Here is a 14,613-nt window from a genome sequence, read left to right on the forward strand (position 1 = left end):
TACCACAAAACCAGGGATGGTCTGTTGGCATCAGAACAGACAAGAGACAACAGTGTATAAGGTGTCCTTAGAACGTAAAGCAGCATACTTTTTTATCAAACCTAAGATAAAAGATGCTCGTGCTAAAAGAATCAAAACTAAACTTTAACTATCAAGAATAGAGGTGAACACTCAGTTAGGAGAAGACATGCAAAAAAAAGATGATAACGAACAAGCAAACCCCGTTTTACCCCTATTTGAAGAAACTGCTGTTCCCTCTGGCTCGGCACACGTAACCCCGATTCTTGTTTATGGAAAGCGTCATATCAAAAAAGAGAAACTGGCTGAATTTAAGCAGGCGTACCAAACGCATTCGAAGTCAGCTTACGAAGAAAACCCTGACATAAAGGCTATCTTTGCCTTTCCTGATACAGAAGATCCTCTGACATATTGGCATATTTTATGGGTCCGAAGTGCCGATGCGTTTAACGATTACTTGTCTCGATCTACTGAAAAAGAGCCTGTATGGGATGCCTATGATTATTCGTCTAAAAACCCAGATACGTTAACCGTGTTTGGCGGATGGAACGAAGAGACAAAAATCCGCACGAAATCAGCTTCGGGTGTAAAGTACGAATTTAAAAGCAATCTTGCTGGCTTCATGAAGTCTGATGGCGGTGGAGAAGAAGGGCCTCCGCTATTTGGATTTACGAAGCGTTATGTAAAACCTGGTCAAATACAAAGTTTAGCTATGTCATTCGAGACCGTCTGTGACATATGGCATCAGAAGATTCCAGGCTTTTTGATGGCTGCGGTCTTCCAGGATGACAACGCCCAATTTAGTCCATGACCTAAGAATATTTGCCAACCACAAGTCTTATTTAGCGCATGTCGACAAATCTGATAATTTGCTAACGGAAGCGATGGCAGTATGGTTTGAAAATTACGACACCAGCATCCCTTTTTCTGGGCAGCTTTACGCCGCTAGCACAAAATATGAAGCACTCCATACCAGCTCAATAAAGTCGAGCTCTACACCCAGAGCCCAACTTGAAACATTTCATTTCGGCGAAGATGGGATGCTAGGGCAAATGCCTAATATGACTAGAAACGACTAATCGATCGTGAAGTACCTGCCTATAATACTAAACTGGGATCAGCAGAGTGATACGCCTTCTCATTACTATTTGTTTGGTTCTATCATTTCGGGCGTTCGTACACGTCCATTGTAAACTCGGGTGAGAAAAAGGTGAGGTACGGTCAGCGCAAACAAAGTGATAAAAACCGTATTAAGAAGTTGAGCAGACAATCCTTTATCTGGAAGCCAGTAAAAAAAAGCAATCATGATGAGTGCCGCACCAATAGTCGGCAATAACGCCGCTTTAAATACTTGGTTCCATGACAATCGGTTGCTCTGCTTGACGTCTAGAGTATGAAGCGGCGCATGCAACGCACAGAAATATAGGCAAAAATATTGGAGAACTGGTAAGAGCGCTGCGGCAATGAAAAGGCTTATTACCCAAAGATTAAACTCCATCGAGTGCTTAATAAACTGAGTAATTAGTACTATGCACGATAGAAAACATGCCAAATTCATCATCGTTACCACGTTGCTTACTTGATACTCATCTACCCCCAGAACAACGAAGTAACTGTTAAGGGCATTAGGGTGGAAAATGGAAGGTAGTGTCACGACTACAACTCCTAATAAAACTCTGCTTTTTCGAGCCATTGGAGTCCAGTCTTCCCCAAAATGTCCAGCGGCGAGAATCAGCAGTAGCACCAAACACATCGTTGGTACCTTCATCCACAAAAACAAACAAAAAATAACGGCCACCAAGTAGGCCAACGCATACAGACCAAGTCGAACTTGTCTATTTAAGCCATCACTACCATTAAGATTTTTTGAAAGGCATATCATCATGAGTACGTCTAAGGCCCCGTGTGGTATACCAAAAACCGCAATCAGCACAAGCACTGCCATATCGCCATGAGATGTCCATAAACTAAGGAATGCCAAAGTGGCGGCATAAACACAAAACAATGGCCAAAGCCGAGATTGGGGATGAGTCATCGCCGATTCCATCTCATGGTCTCCCAAGCAGCTCGAACAAAGGCTCGTTTAGGCATAGAGCCAATAACCTTGAGAAGGTCAAGCACCGAAGCGCGCTCAGTCATGAATCTCGCAAACTGCTCACCTGTTGTTCCCCTCGCCATTCTTTTGAATACCTCAGGTGCCAATTCAGGACGCTGAGTGAGAGCCATTAGGAAGATAGAATCTAACCATGTGTATAGCCCGGCGTTCAACGATATTTTCTTTTCTTCGTAAGTTGCAATTTTTTGCCCTGTGATTTGGCGAGCTATGCGTTGGCTGTCTTGTTGAATTTGAGAGAAAGCGTACCCTGTAGCCGCTCTGATACAGTTACCTCTGATACCTATGTTTCGGCATTGGTTGCTCGTATTACTGCCTTTTTGCTTGACAATAGTTGGGTCAATATGGGTTGTCATTGGCAAGATCCCTCCCTCCCAACCAGTCACATCTTCGCTACTCAAGCCAAAGGTATCTAGCACCTCGAGCGTCATTTGTTGGAGATGCTGTAATGATTTGGCTTTCGGGGAGAATTGCGTTACTTCAATCAGCGCTTCTCTCCGACTTAGAGGAAGGATGTAAATAAACTCAATGGCATCACCCACTGTTTTTATATCCGCCATTAAATGGGCGGTTTGAGGGCAAAATATGGGCTTTGTACTCTCCACCCAAGCGCCCGTGAAACACTGGAGCAAGCTACCTCTATCAACATTGGTAGGCGGAGGAGGACGACTGTCGAAACCATGTGTTGCGGTGATGCTGAAATCATCGGAACGGACCGTGACCGTGCTGGTACCCACAACAATATCATCCACCGCTTTATTGAAAAGCATGGTGACTTTTCCGTGATTGGCAAAACGTTCAAAGCAGTAATTAAAAAAATCTGCCGCTTTAATGCAATGGTAGCCATGTTCGTTGTTAGAAACAGATTGCTTTGTCTCTGCAACACGCCAGTGACGCCACCGCTTACTCACAAGAGGAGATAGATAACGGGGCATATGCTTGTCACTCCAATAACACCATGTTTTATTAGTATTCACGACATCGGCTTGCTCAAGCATAACTATTTCGCCCGAATATCCGGCTTCAATCAGAGCAAGCACTAACGAGCAAGAGGAGAGTCCTACCCCCACCATCACGAGATCAGCTTTATATTCCGACTGGGGGGTTGTTGACGAACACGGCACAACTGGCCGGTTATTGGTGTGGAAGACCATTTGATTTAGGCCCAAGCCTGTCAAAACCGACTATCTTGCTCAACGGTTTGTGCAAGTCGTGATTGTGAGGTGCTTTCTCGCGTACTTTGAAAGAGATTAAATTGGAAGACGCTAACCATAATTTGCCCCCGAGCGTAATTGTGGTTCTCCCTTGCCAATAGCGCAGACCTTGCCGCTCAAGTTTTACTCCTATCTCTCGGTAAACAGCTTCTGCAACAACAATTGCTCTGCGGCTTTGCGGTGGCAGGTAACGATACCCTTGACGCGCACTTTGGTAATAGCACTCTGCCAGCGCGAGTGTACGTCTGATCGCTTGCATAACCTGTGGCCGAACCGTTGTGTCTGAGTCCTCGACGATTTGATGTGTACTGACTCCACACCATTCAAGAGGCAAGTACCTTCTCCCGAGTTGAGCGTCTTCCATCACATCTCTCGCTATATTCGTTAGTTGCATAGCGATTCCAAGATCGATTGCATGCGCAGTACCTTGCGGCTTAGCATCGAGAATCGGACACATCATCAGCCCTACAACCCCAGCGACTTTATAGGCGTATTCGATGAGCTCATCTTCAGTAACAAAGGCGACGTCATTCAAATCACTAGAAACACCATCAATGAGAGTCAGAGCATGGTTGATGGGTATACCTAATTCACCGGACAATATTAGGAAATCTTCGGTTATCTTATGCCGTGGTTTGCCGGTAATGATTTGTTGCTTCACGTTGTCTAGCATCTCTTTCGCAAAGCTTTTGTCCTGTGTTTCATCTGCTATATCGTCAACCCAACGGCAGAACTGATAGAGCCTCGCTGCCTGTTCTACCTGTCCCTTGCTAAGTAGAAGACTTGCGAATTTGAATGTCTTACCATGAGTTGCCAAGCTATGGAGCGCTGGATTTTTCATAATTAACCTCCACTTCCCTGGTCAGCCCCTTTAGTGCTGGGAGAGGCAACATCCTGTGTTAACTGGCCATCGCTATTTAACCAAATGATGTTAGAGTCGCTAGCATTTATCGGTTCGACAGAGGGAACTATTTTATCCAACACTTTTGCCGAGCAAAGTACGCCGGGCAACCCTGCACCTGGGTGACTACCCGCACCAACCACAAATAGGTTTTCCGGACCTTCACCACGGTTGTGGAAACGGAAATAGGCCGACTGAGTGAGTGTTGGAGCGATTGAAAAGCCCGCACCATGGACACTATTATAGTTGCACTCAAAGTCTTTCGGAGTCATGCAGAAGCGTTCAACAATACAATCTGACAGCCCCGGCATCATACTGTTATTGAGTGCCTCAATGATCTGGTCGCCATATTTGTTCTTGGTTTTTTCCCAATCTACGCCCGACTGTAAGTTCGGCACTGGTGCCAATACGTAAAAGCTGTCACAGCCCTCTGGCGCCATACTTGGGTCAGTCGCCGTTGGTCGGTGGACATACAGAGAAAAGTCATCCGCGAGTACTTGGCGATTGAATATATCGTCAAGAAGGCTCTCATAACGCTTTCCTAGCCATATGGTGTGATGCGCGATATTTGGGAACCGTTTAGTCGTACCGAAATAGAGAACGTATAGACCCATTGAAAACTTCGAATATTTGGCTTTTACCTTGGCTGACCAGCGTTGTTGATCTCTTGGCACCATCTTCTTATAGAGATATGCCGGATCCGCGTTGGAAACAACGATGTCGCACCGGATCCTTTTGCCATCCTTAAGATCAACGGCTGTCACTTTCTTTTCCTCAGCGATGACACCTTCAACCTCTTCACCTAAACGGATCTTTATGCCTTTACTTCGCATTAACTGTTCAAGCGCTTTGACGAGAGCCCCCATACCACCGATGGCGAAATGCACTCCCCACTTTTGTTCCAAAAAGTGTATTAAGTTGTAAATACTGGTTGTGTCAAATGGGTTGCCACCCACTAATAGAGGTTGTATCGAGAAAGCTTGTCTCAACTTTTCATGTTGCAGGTGATCAGAGACAAGTTGCCAGACTGTTTTGTAACATCCAAGTTTGACTAGGTTTGGAATCTGCTTGATCATGGAGATTGGTTTGTCGAAAGGCTCGTCGGCAAGCTTGGTGAAACCGATGTCAAAAATGCCTCTCGATGTACTTAGCAACCGCTTATATCCGTCCACATCCTCGGGTGAAATGGACTCGATTTCCGCTAGGATTTGGTTCAATGAGCCGCCATAGTCAAACGTAGAGCCATCATGGTAGTGAAAACGGTACCAAGGATAGACAGGAACAATAGTCACATAATCTTGCGTCTTCTCTCCAAAAAGCTGAAAAAGTTCATCGATGAGAAAAGGAGCTGTGATTACTGTAGGTCCAGCGTCAAAAACGAAGCCACCACGACGAAACACCCGAGCCCGGCCTCCCAGTTGATCGCCTTTGTCGATAATCGTAACTTCATAGCCTTTGGCTCTTAGCCTTAGGGCTGAAGCGATTCCACCGAAACCCGCACCGATAACTACAGCGCTTGGAGTAGACTGCTTATTGGTTGCTGCTTTCATGCGTATGCCTCTCAAGCTCGCCGAGTAAATATACCGTTTTATTCAAAAATCCTGCAGCGCAATCATTAGGGAGTTTTCCAAAGTCTCTTTCACAACTTTTCAGAAGATAACGAGCGCGCTGGACTGTCAGCTTATACGCCGTAGATGGATCGTTGTGTTGCTTGTAAAAGTTGAGCAAGTTTGGTCGGGACTTGGAGCCATCATCCACGCTGTCGGACAAATCATCGAGTATCTGGTAAGCGACGGCAAAGTTGGTTGCAGAACGCTTAGCTATCGAAACTGAAACGGTCTCATTGGATGCTACGAGTGGAAGAACGAGCGGCAGATAAAGTAGCGGACCGGCTTTCTTCGCCGCAATCTGCTCATATTGCTTAGCTGACTTCACCTCCTTTGTGATTAAGTCTTCAAGCTGGCCATAGATCGTTTCGCTAACGGCTTGTTGCATCTCTTCCAGCAGCAATGGCAAAGCTCCAGAACAAGACACCGACGCGAGTGAGCCAAAGGCCTTAGTGATGAGGTAGTCGCCTGTACATATAGCAACATTGTGCCCAAATTTGGACCACACCGTTTCCATACCTCGACGCATTGGATCATGGTCTTGTATGTCGTCATGCACTAGGGATGCGTTGTGCATCAACTCTATCGATGCTGAGAGCCTAACAGCATCGCTGTCAGATAATCCCAAAGAGAGGGAAGCATCGATACAAATATTCATTCTCGTACGGCTACCACCGGTTTTCAAATGATAGTCTGCAGGTTGATGACCGGCTACTTGGGTGTTCAGGAAGCGCTCGCACTGTCTTTGCACGCTTTTGGTTTTATCTGCTAATGACAATCTCAGTGGACTATTCATGTGTGCCACCTATGTACTGATGTGAGTGAGTGTAACTCTGCGAAGTTAAAGAGAGCCGAACAAGGTCGGCTCTCTAACTGGCTAAGCTTCCTTTTGACTTTCAGAAGTTGCTGCGTACCAAATGAGCAGACCAAAAGCGATTTTGTTGATTACATCAGCAAGGTTATAGACTAGGTTCAAAGAGGCGTCATCTACTGCCCCCATCATGTACCCCAGCACATAGCCGATAGGATATATTGCCCAACCAACAGTGACTATCCAGCGCATTAGATTGTAAGCAAATTTTACAGAGTCACTAGCTTGATTAGTGGCAGCTTTACCCGCCTCACCGAAGAATATTTCGTACAGGATGTAGGCCCAACCAAGCATGCCTATCACAAACCCGATAGCAACGTTGATATAACCCGCCTCGCCCATGTAACCAGGTATCAGCATGACCAACGTACCGATGAGTAAGCGCCAGAAAATACCCGGCGAAGCCGCACCGATTGCTCTCAAGATGAGATAAAATTCGATCATCAGAAGCGGCACGGTAAGGAGCCAATCAATGTATCGGTAAACGGTTGGAGTTTCTCCTGTCGCAACCCACACATCTCTCATGTAGAAGTAGTGTACTGCGGCAATGAGAGTCACGAGAGCGGATACTGTCAATGACGTTTTCCACTTTGCAGTCACCCCTTGTGTTTCCCACAAGAAGAACACTGTCGACGCCATTAGCGCCATGGAGATTAACCAAAAAGATATTCCTACAAAGTCATCTGGTTGGAGGTTTGCAGCAGCGTTAGCACTGCCTGAGTAGAAAAATGCAGTGAACATGATTACTGCGATTAGGTTTATTTTGAAAGATGTCGATTTCCGCACGCCGAGCTTTGCTGCTGATAGTTTAATGTCCATAATTTTTGTCTCTCTTTCGCTATGATTATCGCGAGTACTGCTCGTGAACTCCTCGCTTTTCACAAGACCTTACGGTCAACTGTTACAAAATGATCACAACCTCCTGCAAATTAGAAACATTTACAAACATAAATTTATTGACAATACAATTTACATACTTGGAAGGGGCTGAAGAAAATGACTGAACGATGTGAGTGGAAACGGGTATTGAATAGGACCTAGAGGATTGTGTGGCCGCAATGGACAAGTTAGAGCTGTTAGCTGGTTAATATTCGCATATGATAGCTATCTGTATTTTCCTAATGTAAATACTTTCTCAACACAACTCTTGCCCAAGTGTGTGCTGTCGCCCCACAACACATTATTCCAGCGCAAACCCAACATGCTTACTCTCTAAAAATGGATGAGTCTTAAGAAACTGTGCTTAAAGAGACTGAACCGAATAAGGACAGTAATGATGATAAGCAGCGTTAAATCTCATTTGTAGATTGGCGTTAGTCAGCGCTCTCTGACTCTACCTTAAGGTGCTCGACCACTTTATAAAAAACGTCGGGGAACCACACCGTAAACGCTTCAGGCTGTTGGTGAAGCTTCTCCTGGATGGACTCGATTGAAAACCATTCAACCTCGCTCACTTCAGATGCGTTTGGGGCTAACAACAGCTGATTGGTAAAGCTCAAGAAGATATGGTCGAGTTCATGCTCTGTAAGGTTGTTTTCGAGTTGGGCTTGATAGATGAATGACCCGAGAGAGGTAAATTGTAATAGTTTGCTGGTGCCTAGCTCCTCGCCAACACGGCGCTGAACCGCATCTTCTAAGGCTTCACCTGGACGGGGGTGAGAGCAGCAGCTGTTACTCCATTTGCCGCCACTGTGGTACTTTCCACATGCTCGCTTTTGAAGCAAAAACTCATATCCCTCGGCCGTTTTTTTTGCGACCATCAATGAGAAAGCACGATGCAACTTTCCGTCTATATGGGCTTTCAATTTTTCGCAGTGACCGACTTCCACATCATCTTCCGTCACTAGTATGACTTGATCTTTCATCTCGCTCCTCCACCTCTTCACCAAACCTTGGCTTTACCCGCAACATTTAGTTATAGCCAATTTGTGCCAAGAAAGATCAGTCGGCGCTAAGAGAAGCGATATATGCCAAGCATCAAGGCTCTATGTTTGAATAACGGTGCCGACATAAGACATTTTTGCTTCCCTTTGACCAGATAGACCAAAACTTACCCAAGATAAACATGGGATGATGGATTCCCGCCCCTTCATCAACAAAGCTAGCTAAACTAGATTCATTATTGCTGGCATCTGACCATGGAACTCCCCTTGAGCTCCCATAAAACCAAATGTATAAGGCTTCACCTCTTCATACCTTCGACCATCAAACGCTTGTCTTTCTCGCAGCTTGTTAAATAGCCAGTTGTCTAACATGTTATTAATCTCGATAAACTCATCTTTCGTCAACTCAGCTTTGAAGCTGGTGAGAAAGGCATCATCATCAGATTCAGGCAAGTTAATGACGCGTTCTTGTAAACCATTTAACACCTGAGATTTGAAATAGATGGGATATCTCGCCCCTTTTACAAAGGCGGTTTCTTTGGGTAAGAGCAGTTTGTACTTATTGTTAGAACCTATCTCGATAAGGTTGAGATTTTCTAATTGTCGAATATAGAGGTGCACTGAAGCATCGTTTAGCTTGTGCTTTTCTTGAATACATTGAACGGTAGTGTCTTCTGCTAATTCTGACCAGAACGAGAAAAGAGCTGGGGTTTCAAAAAACGCGTCATCTTGTTGTTTAGAGAACACGGGAATAGAAGCAATGTTTTCTTCAGCCTCCGCAAGAAGCTTTGATAGCGGCATGTCCGTGAGGTTAGCTATCGCGACTAGCCTCTGAATGGAAAGTGGTTGAGAACTGTTGAGTAACCTTTTAATACTGATTTCCGATATATCCAGTTCCGCCGCGAGTGCACGATATGAAATATTGCACCTTTTAAGCTCTCTTTTGAGTAACTTACAAATTTCGAATGATAGTTGTTCGTCCATTTCGTTCAAACCGCCTCAAATAGAGATACCAAAAGTATCACAATGCTACCCTTTTAAATCACAAGTTGCACCTAAGTATCAATAAAGGATGATGCCACTTTCAATAAACAAAGGAACGCATTGATGCAACGAAAAGAGTTAGTTGTGCGATTTGGCATACAACAATACCTACACTGGACAGTAGTCGGGCTGCTTATCCCTGTCATCATTCTTATTTTTCAGTCTAAGGGGCTCAACCTAGCACAAGTTGGGATTGTCATGGCTGTTTGGATTGGAAGCACAACACTATTAGAGATACCGGTCGGTGGGCTTGCTGACACCATTGGACGAAAAAAAACATATTCGTACTCGTTAATACTCACCCTACTGGGCTGCCTAAACCTACTCTATGCAAATGGCTTGTTCAGTATTTTAATTAGCGCCTTATTGCTGGGAGCTTCTAGAGCCGTTTACTCAGGTACTCTCGACGCATGGTTTTATGATGCGTTTACTGATAGCACTGGAGCAGGCTCGTATCATACTGCAATTGCAAAAGTTAATGTGTTCGTGACTGCTGGGCTAGCGACCGGAGCCCTTATCGGCGGATTTCTACCTAACAGTATCGTGAGTTCTTATTTTGAGTCATTTGACGAGTATGACATCAATGTTTTCACCGCTAGCGTATCAAGTCTTGCCCTGCTGTTGCTAACATGGCTATTACTTCCTAATGAGCAAAGAAGCATCAAAGAACACCACAAAAACACCGTCACCACCGCGGTACAAACCAGTGTCAAGGCGCTTACTTTCTCTTTAAACCATTGGACGTTAAGGTTAGTGATTCAGGCAACACTTATCTTTGGCGCAGCAATGAGTGCTGTTGAAAACCACTGGCAACCCTACCTATCTGAACTTATGGGAATTCACTCCAGAGACTTAACTCTGTTTGGCATCATATCGGCACTGTACTTCTTGATGGCCGCTTTATCGTCAATCGTGTCCGTTCCACTATTAAAAGTGTTTGGCGGCTCTCACAAGGCTTTAATGTTTGTCACTCGCGCACTTGCCGGACTGTCGCTGATCATACTTGCTAACACCCACAACACCATGATCTTTGCTCTACTGTATTTGACGTTTTTCTTTCTTTTTACAATGGGCAACAATTCTGAGCAGGTATTACTTAATGACAGTACTCCAAATGAGATGCGCTCAACCATTTTGTCTATCAGCTCTTTCGCCGTTACCGCTGGTGGAGTGCTTGCTTCTTTAGCTTTTGGAGTCATTTCCGAGCATTACAGTATATCCACAAGCTGGATATTATGTGGGGCGGTCCTCTTAGTCTCTTCGCTTTATTTCCTGAGCTGTCGTGAAGCCGTCAAAACTAAACCTGCATAAAAAGCCTCCCCCTTTCGCTCCCCCTCCAATCAAGTTCATCGGTCTCTTGAGAAATATGATCGAGGGGGAGAACATTCTTTGGCGCTCAATGTATCTCAGCACACATTACTACCGGTATTCAGTTCCTCCCCTTTCCCAATACCAACAAGAGATTGGAGATGTAAACCAAGGGGAGGTTAGGAGGGGATTGTGAGCCGAATCTCACATGTATCTGCCACTTTGTTTTATTCGCTCTAAACAACACAGAAAGGCCTCGCACACGCGAGGCCTTAGATTTGTCAGTAGAATGATACAACCGCCCTACTTCAGTGACTTCACTGCTTTCATCAACGTTGCGTTGAACTGCTGTGATTGCTCAAGCATTGAGAAATGACCTGAATCTTCAATGTAGTAAATTAACTCAGCTACGCGACATAACCGTTAATAAATCTAATTTCGACTCTGAATAGCTCTCTACGTCATGCAATGCAAAATATTGAAAGTGTAAATAACAATCCTAACACTTACAGAAAATGTAAACCGCCCCCTAACTAGAGTAAATACTCTATTGAGGGCTCCCAACACTCAATGTTAACGTAGTTGCAACAATTCAAACAAATGAGCAACAAACGAACCATAAAGGCTTGCGATGAAAAAACGAACAATTGGTATCATTGGCATTGGTCCTCGCGGACTAAGCGTATTAGAGCGAATAGTAGCTCTATCGATAGACACTCCCTACCAACCATTGGAGATAAAAATTTTTGACCCAAACCTTCCAGGTTCGGGATGCCATGATGTCAAACAACCGAATCATTTGCTTGTCAATACTGTTAGTTCTCAAATTACAATGTTCGCCGACGAGAGTGTTAGTGAAGCTAGAAATGTGATTACAGGGCCTACTTTCTACCAATGGTTATGTGAAAGACCACGAGATGAGTTGAGTCCAAAAGCAATATTACCGAACGAATACTACTCCCGTTCTCTTTTTGGTGAATATCTTAACTGGGTATTTCACTATCTTGTTGATATCTCAGCCCCTCACATAACGATAGACTATTTACCTCATGAAGTTGTTGATATCGATAAGTTAGATGACGATTCCTGGTATTTACGAGATGACCGAGATGTCCTCACTAATGTTGAATATATTTACTTAACAACAGGGCATACAAAACCCAAACATCTCAAGCTTGATACTGCACAAGAAATTACCAATCCATACCCAGTGAAAGATAAGCTAAAGCATGTATCTTCAGAGCAAACAGTTGCCCTCCAAGGCCTTGGGCTGACAGCTTGCGATATTTTGGCAGAGCTATCTATTGGGCGTGGTGGTAAGTTCATCCGAACTCAAAGAGGTAACCTAGAATATTCACCTTCAGGAAATGAACCAAAGATAATAGCGTATTCGCGTACTGGCCTCCCTTTATCAGGTAGAGCTGAAAACCAAAAAGGAACATCTAAACAATACCATGCTAGATTCCTAACACCTTCAAAGGTCGCAAAACTTAGAGAGATGGGCTCGATCAACTTTATCAAGGATGTACTTCCTTTACTGATAAAAGACATGGAGTATGCTTACTACGAGAGCTACCTTAGCCAGAAGAAAGGACTCATAGCCGCACAAAAATTCTGCAACCAATTCCTATATTCAAATCTGAATGAACAAAAAATTTTAGTTGCTAAAACAATTCCTATTGAAGATAGATTCAGTTGGGAAAAACTCGCTGCACCGATTCCCAGCTACGCACTTAAATCTCCAGAAGTTTATATCGCTTGGCTGATAGATCACCTTGAAGACGACATAAAAGAAGCAAAAAAAGGAAACATAAGCAGCCCAATAAAGTCTGCTAGCGATGTGTTACGCGACTTAAGAGACATAATTCGAGACGCTATCGACTTTAAAGGCCTTACCGAAGAGTCACATCGTTGGGTTGACTCTGTGTTTATTCCTTTAATGAACCGAATTGCTGTAGGCCCACCAAAGGAAAGAATTGAAGAGATGGTTGCTTTGCTGAAAAGCGGTGTGCTCAAGCTAAATCTCGGCCCCTCGCCAGAAGTGATTAGCTGTTCAAGTACTCATTTGATCACACTCAAATCAACGGTATGGCCTGAACTACAAGAGCAAGCCGACATAAAGATTCATGCAAAAGTGTCTATGCACAGCCCAAAGGACGATGGGACACAGCTCTGGGAAAACCTTCTAGCTAAACAATATGCAAGACTGTACTTCAATGGTGACTACCACCCTGGTGGCATTGATGTAACGCCGAACATGAATGTGATCAATGCCAACGGTATGGAGCAAATTAACATTTGGGCATTAGGCATGCCTACAGAAGGCAATAAATTTTACACCTTCATAGTGCCCAGGCCTGGTGTTAATTCTACGGCAATCGTCGATGCTGGTAGAGCTGTCAATACATTGTTTAAACAGTTGTCTGGAACCCAAACTGAAGGTAAAGAATATGCCACATAATAAACTATTAAACCGCAGCACCTTCGCTGGGCTCGCAGCAACACTAGTTGGGAATGGTATTGGCCGCTTTGCCTATATAGCATTAATGCCTGTACTCATTCAAAGTGGGTGGTTCTCAAGCGAAGATGCCTCCATACTCGGCGCAGCAACACTGATTGGCTATATTTTCGGAGCACCTGCTTCGACCTTTTTACAAAGATACTATTCAACAGGCACACTCATACGTGTCTCTTTATTGCTAAGTAGCTTTAGTTATCTGGGTTGCGCCTTAAAGTCTGCCCCCTTTGAATGGTTTTTAACACTTAGAACTATTGCTGGTGTATCCGGAGCGATACTCATGGTACTCGCTCCCCCTGTTATCACCAGCCTTCACCCGCAAGAAATGAAAGCAAGAATCAGTGGCGTCGTGTTTTCAGGCATCGGTATTGGCGCGATGATTTCAGGAACCATCATACCTTTACTTATCTACCAAAGCGTTGAGAGTGCATGGTTAGGTATGGGAGCGATCGCTTTCGTTGCAACTGTCCTGACGTGGAACGCTTGGTCTCTTGAGGTTAAGCCAAACCATTGTGATAAAAGTCCATCGACGTTTGATGCCTTATCTAAGAATGAGCGTATCAGTGTTAGCTGTGTACTGTTAGCCTATACCTTCAACGCTATTGGCTATCTACCTCATACTCTTTTTTGGGTCGACTATATTGTTCGAGAGCTAAAAATGAGTTTTGCGAGCGGTGGGTTTTATTGGGCTGTTTTTGGTATAGGAGCAGCGATTGGACCAATAGTAACCGGTATATTAGGTGATAAGTTTGGACTTAAAAAAGCACTATTAGCGGCGTTTACTTGCAAAGCTACCGGGGTTGCTCTTCCACTCTTAAGCACCAGTGAAACAGCACTTTTTGCTTCATCTTTGTTGGTCGGTATGTTTACGCCTGGCACCGTAACACTGGTATCAACCTACACCTTAGAAATCGTTGGGACACAACTCCATACGAAATCTTGGGGAGCAATGACAATGGCGTTTGCTATATCGCAAGGAATAGTCGGCTTCGTTATGGCTCACTACGCCCCTCAACTCACCAGTTATAACCTGTTATTTATGATCAGCGCGAGTGCACTGATTTTGTCGATATTCTGCATCGCATTTACATCAACCAAACAGCAGACATTAAACACTGCTCAAACAAGTTCTTAGC

At 44.4% G+C, this 14,613-nt stretch carries 12 protein-coding genes and 1 pseudogene; 4 read left to right on the forward strand and 9 right to left on the reverse strand.

The features are described 5' to 3' along the window. Positions 1–187 precede the first annotated feature (187 nt). A complete protein-coding gene (locus tag BTO10_RS15700) occupies positions 188–829 on the forward strand; it encodes a hypothetical protein (protein ID WP_258098944.1) in 642 nt (213 codons plus the stop codon). A 333-nt stretch (positions 830–1,162) separates the two neighbouring features. Here the strand turns inward: BTO10_RS15700 and BTO10_RS15705 are convergent, their stop codons facing one another. From BTO10_RS15705 to BTO10_RS15740, 8 genes are all read right to left on the reverse strand, one after another. Beyond that, positions 1,163–2,065: a Brp/Blh family beta-carotene 15,15'-dioxygenase gene (locus BTO10_RS15705; RefSeq protein ID WP_105025164.1), complete on the reverse strand. Its 903-nt coding sequence runs from the start codon at positions 2,063–2,065 to the stop codon at positions 1,163–1,165. Further along, positions 2,050–3,285, reverse strand: coding sequence for a lycopene cyclase family protein (locus BTO10_RS15710; protein WP_105025165.1), 1,236 nt, complete (start codon positions 3,283–3,285; stop codon positions 2,050–2,052). The genes BTO10_RS15705 and BTO10_RS15710 overlap by 16 nt, the downstream gene beginning before the upstream one ends. Further along, the gene (locus BTO10_RS15715; protein WP_105025166.1) at positions 3,266–4,186 is read right to left on the reverse strand and encodes a phytoene/squalene synthase family protein; all 921 of its coding nucleotides are present in this window, start codon (positions 4,184–4,186) and stop codon (positions 3,266–3,268) included. The genes BTO10_RS15710 and BTO10_RS15715 overlap by 20 nt, the downstream gene beginning before the upstream one ends. Positions 4,187–4,188: 2 nt before the next feature. Further along, complete coding sequence (crtI, locus tag BTO10_RS15720) at positions 4,189–5,796, reverse strand: phytoene desaturase family protein (protein WP_105025167.1); 1,608 nt, start codon at positions 5,794–5,796, stop codon at positions 4,189–4,191. After that, positions 5,777–6,649 carry a polyprenyl synthetase family protein gene (locus tag BTO10_RS15725; protein ID WP_105025168.1) on the reverse strand — a complete coding sequence of 291 codons (873 nt, stop codon included), beginning with the start codon at positions 6,647–6,649 and terminating at the stop codon, positions 5,777–5,779. Before BTO10_RS15725 ends, crtI begins: the two co-directional genes overlap by 20 nt. An 81-nt stretch (positions 6,650–6,730) precedes the next feature. Next, positions 6,731–7,543 (reverse strand): bacteriorhodopsin-like, encoded by an 813-nt coding sequence (locus BTO10_RS15730; RefSeq protein WP_105025169.1) that lies wholly within the window; start codon positions 7,541–7,543, stop codon positions 6,731–6,733. 494 nt (positions 7,544–8,037) lie between these two features. Further along, entirely contained in the window at positions 8,038–8,589 is a 552-nt protein-coding gene (gene idi / locus BTO10_RS15735; RefSeq protein ID WP_105025170.1) for an isopentenyl-diphosphate Delta-isomerase, read from the reverse strand. Between the two features lie 240 nt (positions 8,590–8,829). After that, complete coding sequence (locus BTO10_RS15740) at positions 8,830–9,591, reverse strand: helix-turn-helix domain-containing protein (RefSeq protein WP_105025171.1); 762 nt, start codon at positions 9,589–9,591, stop codon at positions 8,830–8,832. Positions 9,592–9,714: 123 nt separating this feature from the next. On the opposite strand from BTO10_RS15740, the gene BTO10_RS15745 reads away from it, so the two are divergent. Next, entirely contained in the window at positions 9,715–10,962 is a 1,248-nt protein-coding gene (locus tag BTO10_RS15745; RefSeq protein WP_105025172.1) for an MFS transporter, read from the forward strand. 300 nt (positions 10,963–11,262) lie between these two features. Here BTO10_RS15745 and BTO10_RS23785 read toward each other — a convergent pair. Beyond that, positions 11,263–11,358, reverse strand: a pseudogene (locus BTO10_RS23785) (alpha/beta fold hydrolase); the annotation flags it as partial. A 232-nt stretch (positions 11,359–11,590) separates the two neighbouring features. On the opposite strand from BTO10_RS23785, the gene BTO10_RS15750 reads away from it, so the two are divergent. Further along, a complete protein-coding gene (locus tag BTO10_RS15750) occupies positions 11,591–13,420 on the forward strand; it encodes an FAD/NAD(P)-binding protein (RefSeq protein ID WP_105025173.1) in 1,830 nt (609 codons plus the stop codon). Continuing rightward, on the forward strand, positions 13,410–14,612 hold the full coding sequence (locus BTO10_RS15755; protein WP_105025174.1) for a YbfB/YjiJ family MFS transporter: 1,203 nt from the start codon (positions 13,410–13,412) through the stop codon (positions 14,610–14,612). The genes BTO10_RS15750 and BTO10_RS15755 overlap by 11 nt, the downstream gene beginning before the upstream one ends. Position 14,613: the final 1 nt, after the last annotated feature.

Source organism: Vibrio chagasii, assembly GCF_002954585.1.
Lineage (GTDB): Bacteria > Pseudomonadota > Gammaproteobacteria > Enterobacterales > Vibrionaceae > Vibrio > Vibrio chagasii_A.

What these genes read in the sequence shown, in the direction of transcription:
- BTO10_RS15700 (WP_258098944.1), top strand. Translation starts at nt 188, where the DNA reads ATGCAAAAAAAAGATGATAACGAACAAGCAAACCCCGTTTTACCCCTA.
- BTO10_RS15705 (WP_105025164.1), bottom strand. Translation starts at nt 2,065, where the DNA reads ATGGAATCGGCGATGACTCATCCCCAATCTCGGCTTTGGCCATTGTTT.
- BTO10_RS15710 (WP_105025165.1), bottom strand. Translation starts at nt 3,285, where the DNA reads ATGGTCTTCCACACCAATAACCGGCCAGTTGTGCCGTGTTCGTCAACA.
- BTO10_RS15715 (WP_105025166.1), bottom strand. Translation starts at nt 4,186, where the DNA reads ATGAAAAATCCAGCGCTCCATAGCTTGGCAACTCATGGTAAGACATTC.
- crtI (WP_105025167.1), bottom strand. Translation starts at nt 5,796, where the DNA reads ATGAAAGCAGCAACCAATAAGCAGTCTACTCCAAGCGCTGTAGTTATC.
- BTO10_RS15725 (WP_105025168.1), bottom strand. Translation starts at nt 6,649, where the DNA reads ATGAATAGTCCACTGAGATTGTCATTAGCAGATAAAACCAAAAGCGTG.
- BTO10_RS15730 (WP_105025169.1), bottom strand. Translation starts at nt 7,543, where the DNA reads ATGGACATTAAACTATCAGCAGCAAAGCTCGGCGTGCGGAAATCGACA.
- idi (WP_105025170.1), bottom strand. Translation starts at nt 8,589, where the DNA reads ATGAAAGATCAAGTCATACTAGTGACGGAAGATGATGTGGAAGTCGGT.
- BTO10_RS15740 (WP_105025171.1), bottom strand. Translation starts at nt 9,591, where the DNA reads ATGGACGAACAACTATCATTCGAAATTTGTAAGTTACTCAAAAGAGAG.
- BTO10_RS15745 (WP_105025172.1), top strand. Translation starts at nt 9,715, where the DNA reads ATGCAACGAAAAGAGTTAGTTGTGCGATTTGGCATACAACAATACCTA.
- BTO10_RS15750 (WP_105025173.1), top strand. Translation starts at nt 11,591, where the DNA reads ATGAAAAAACGAACAATTGGTATCATTGGCATTGGTCCTCGCGGACTA.
- BTO10_RS15755 (WP_105025174.1), top strand. Translation starts at nt 13,410, where the DNA reads ATGCCACATAATAAACTATTAAACCGCAGCACCTTCGCTGGGCTCGCA.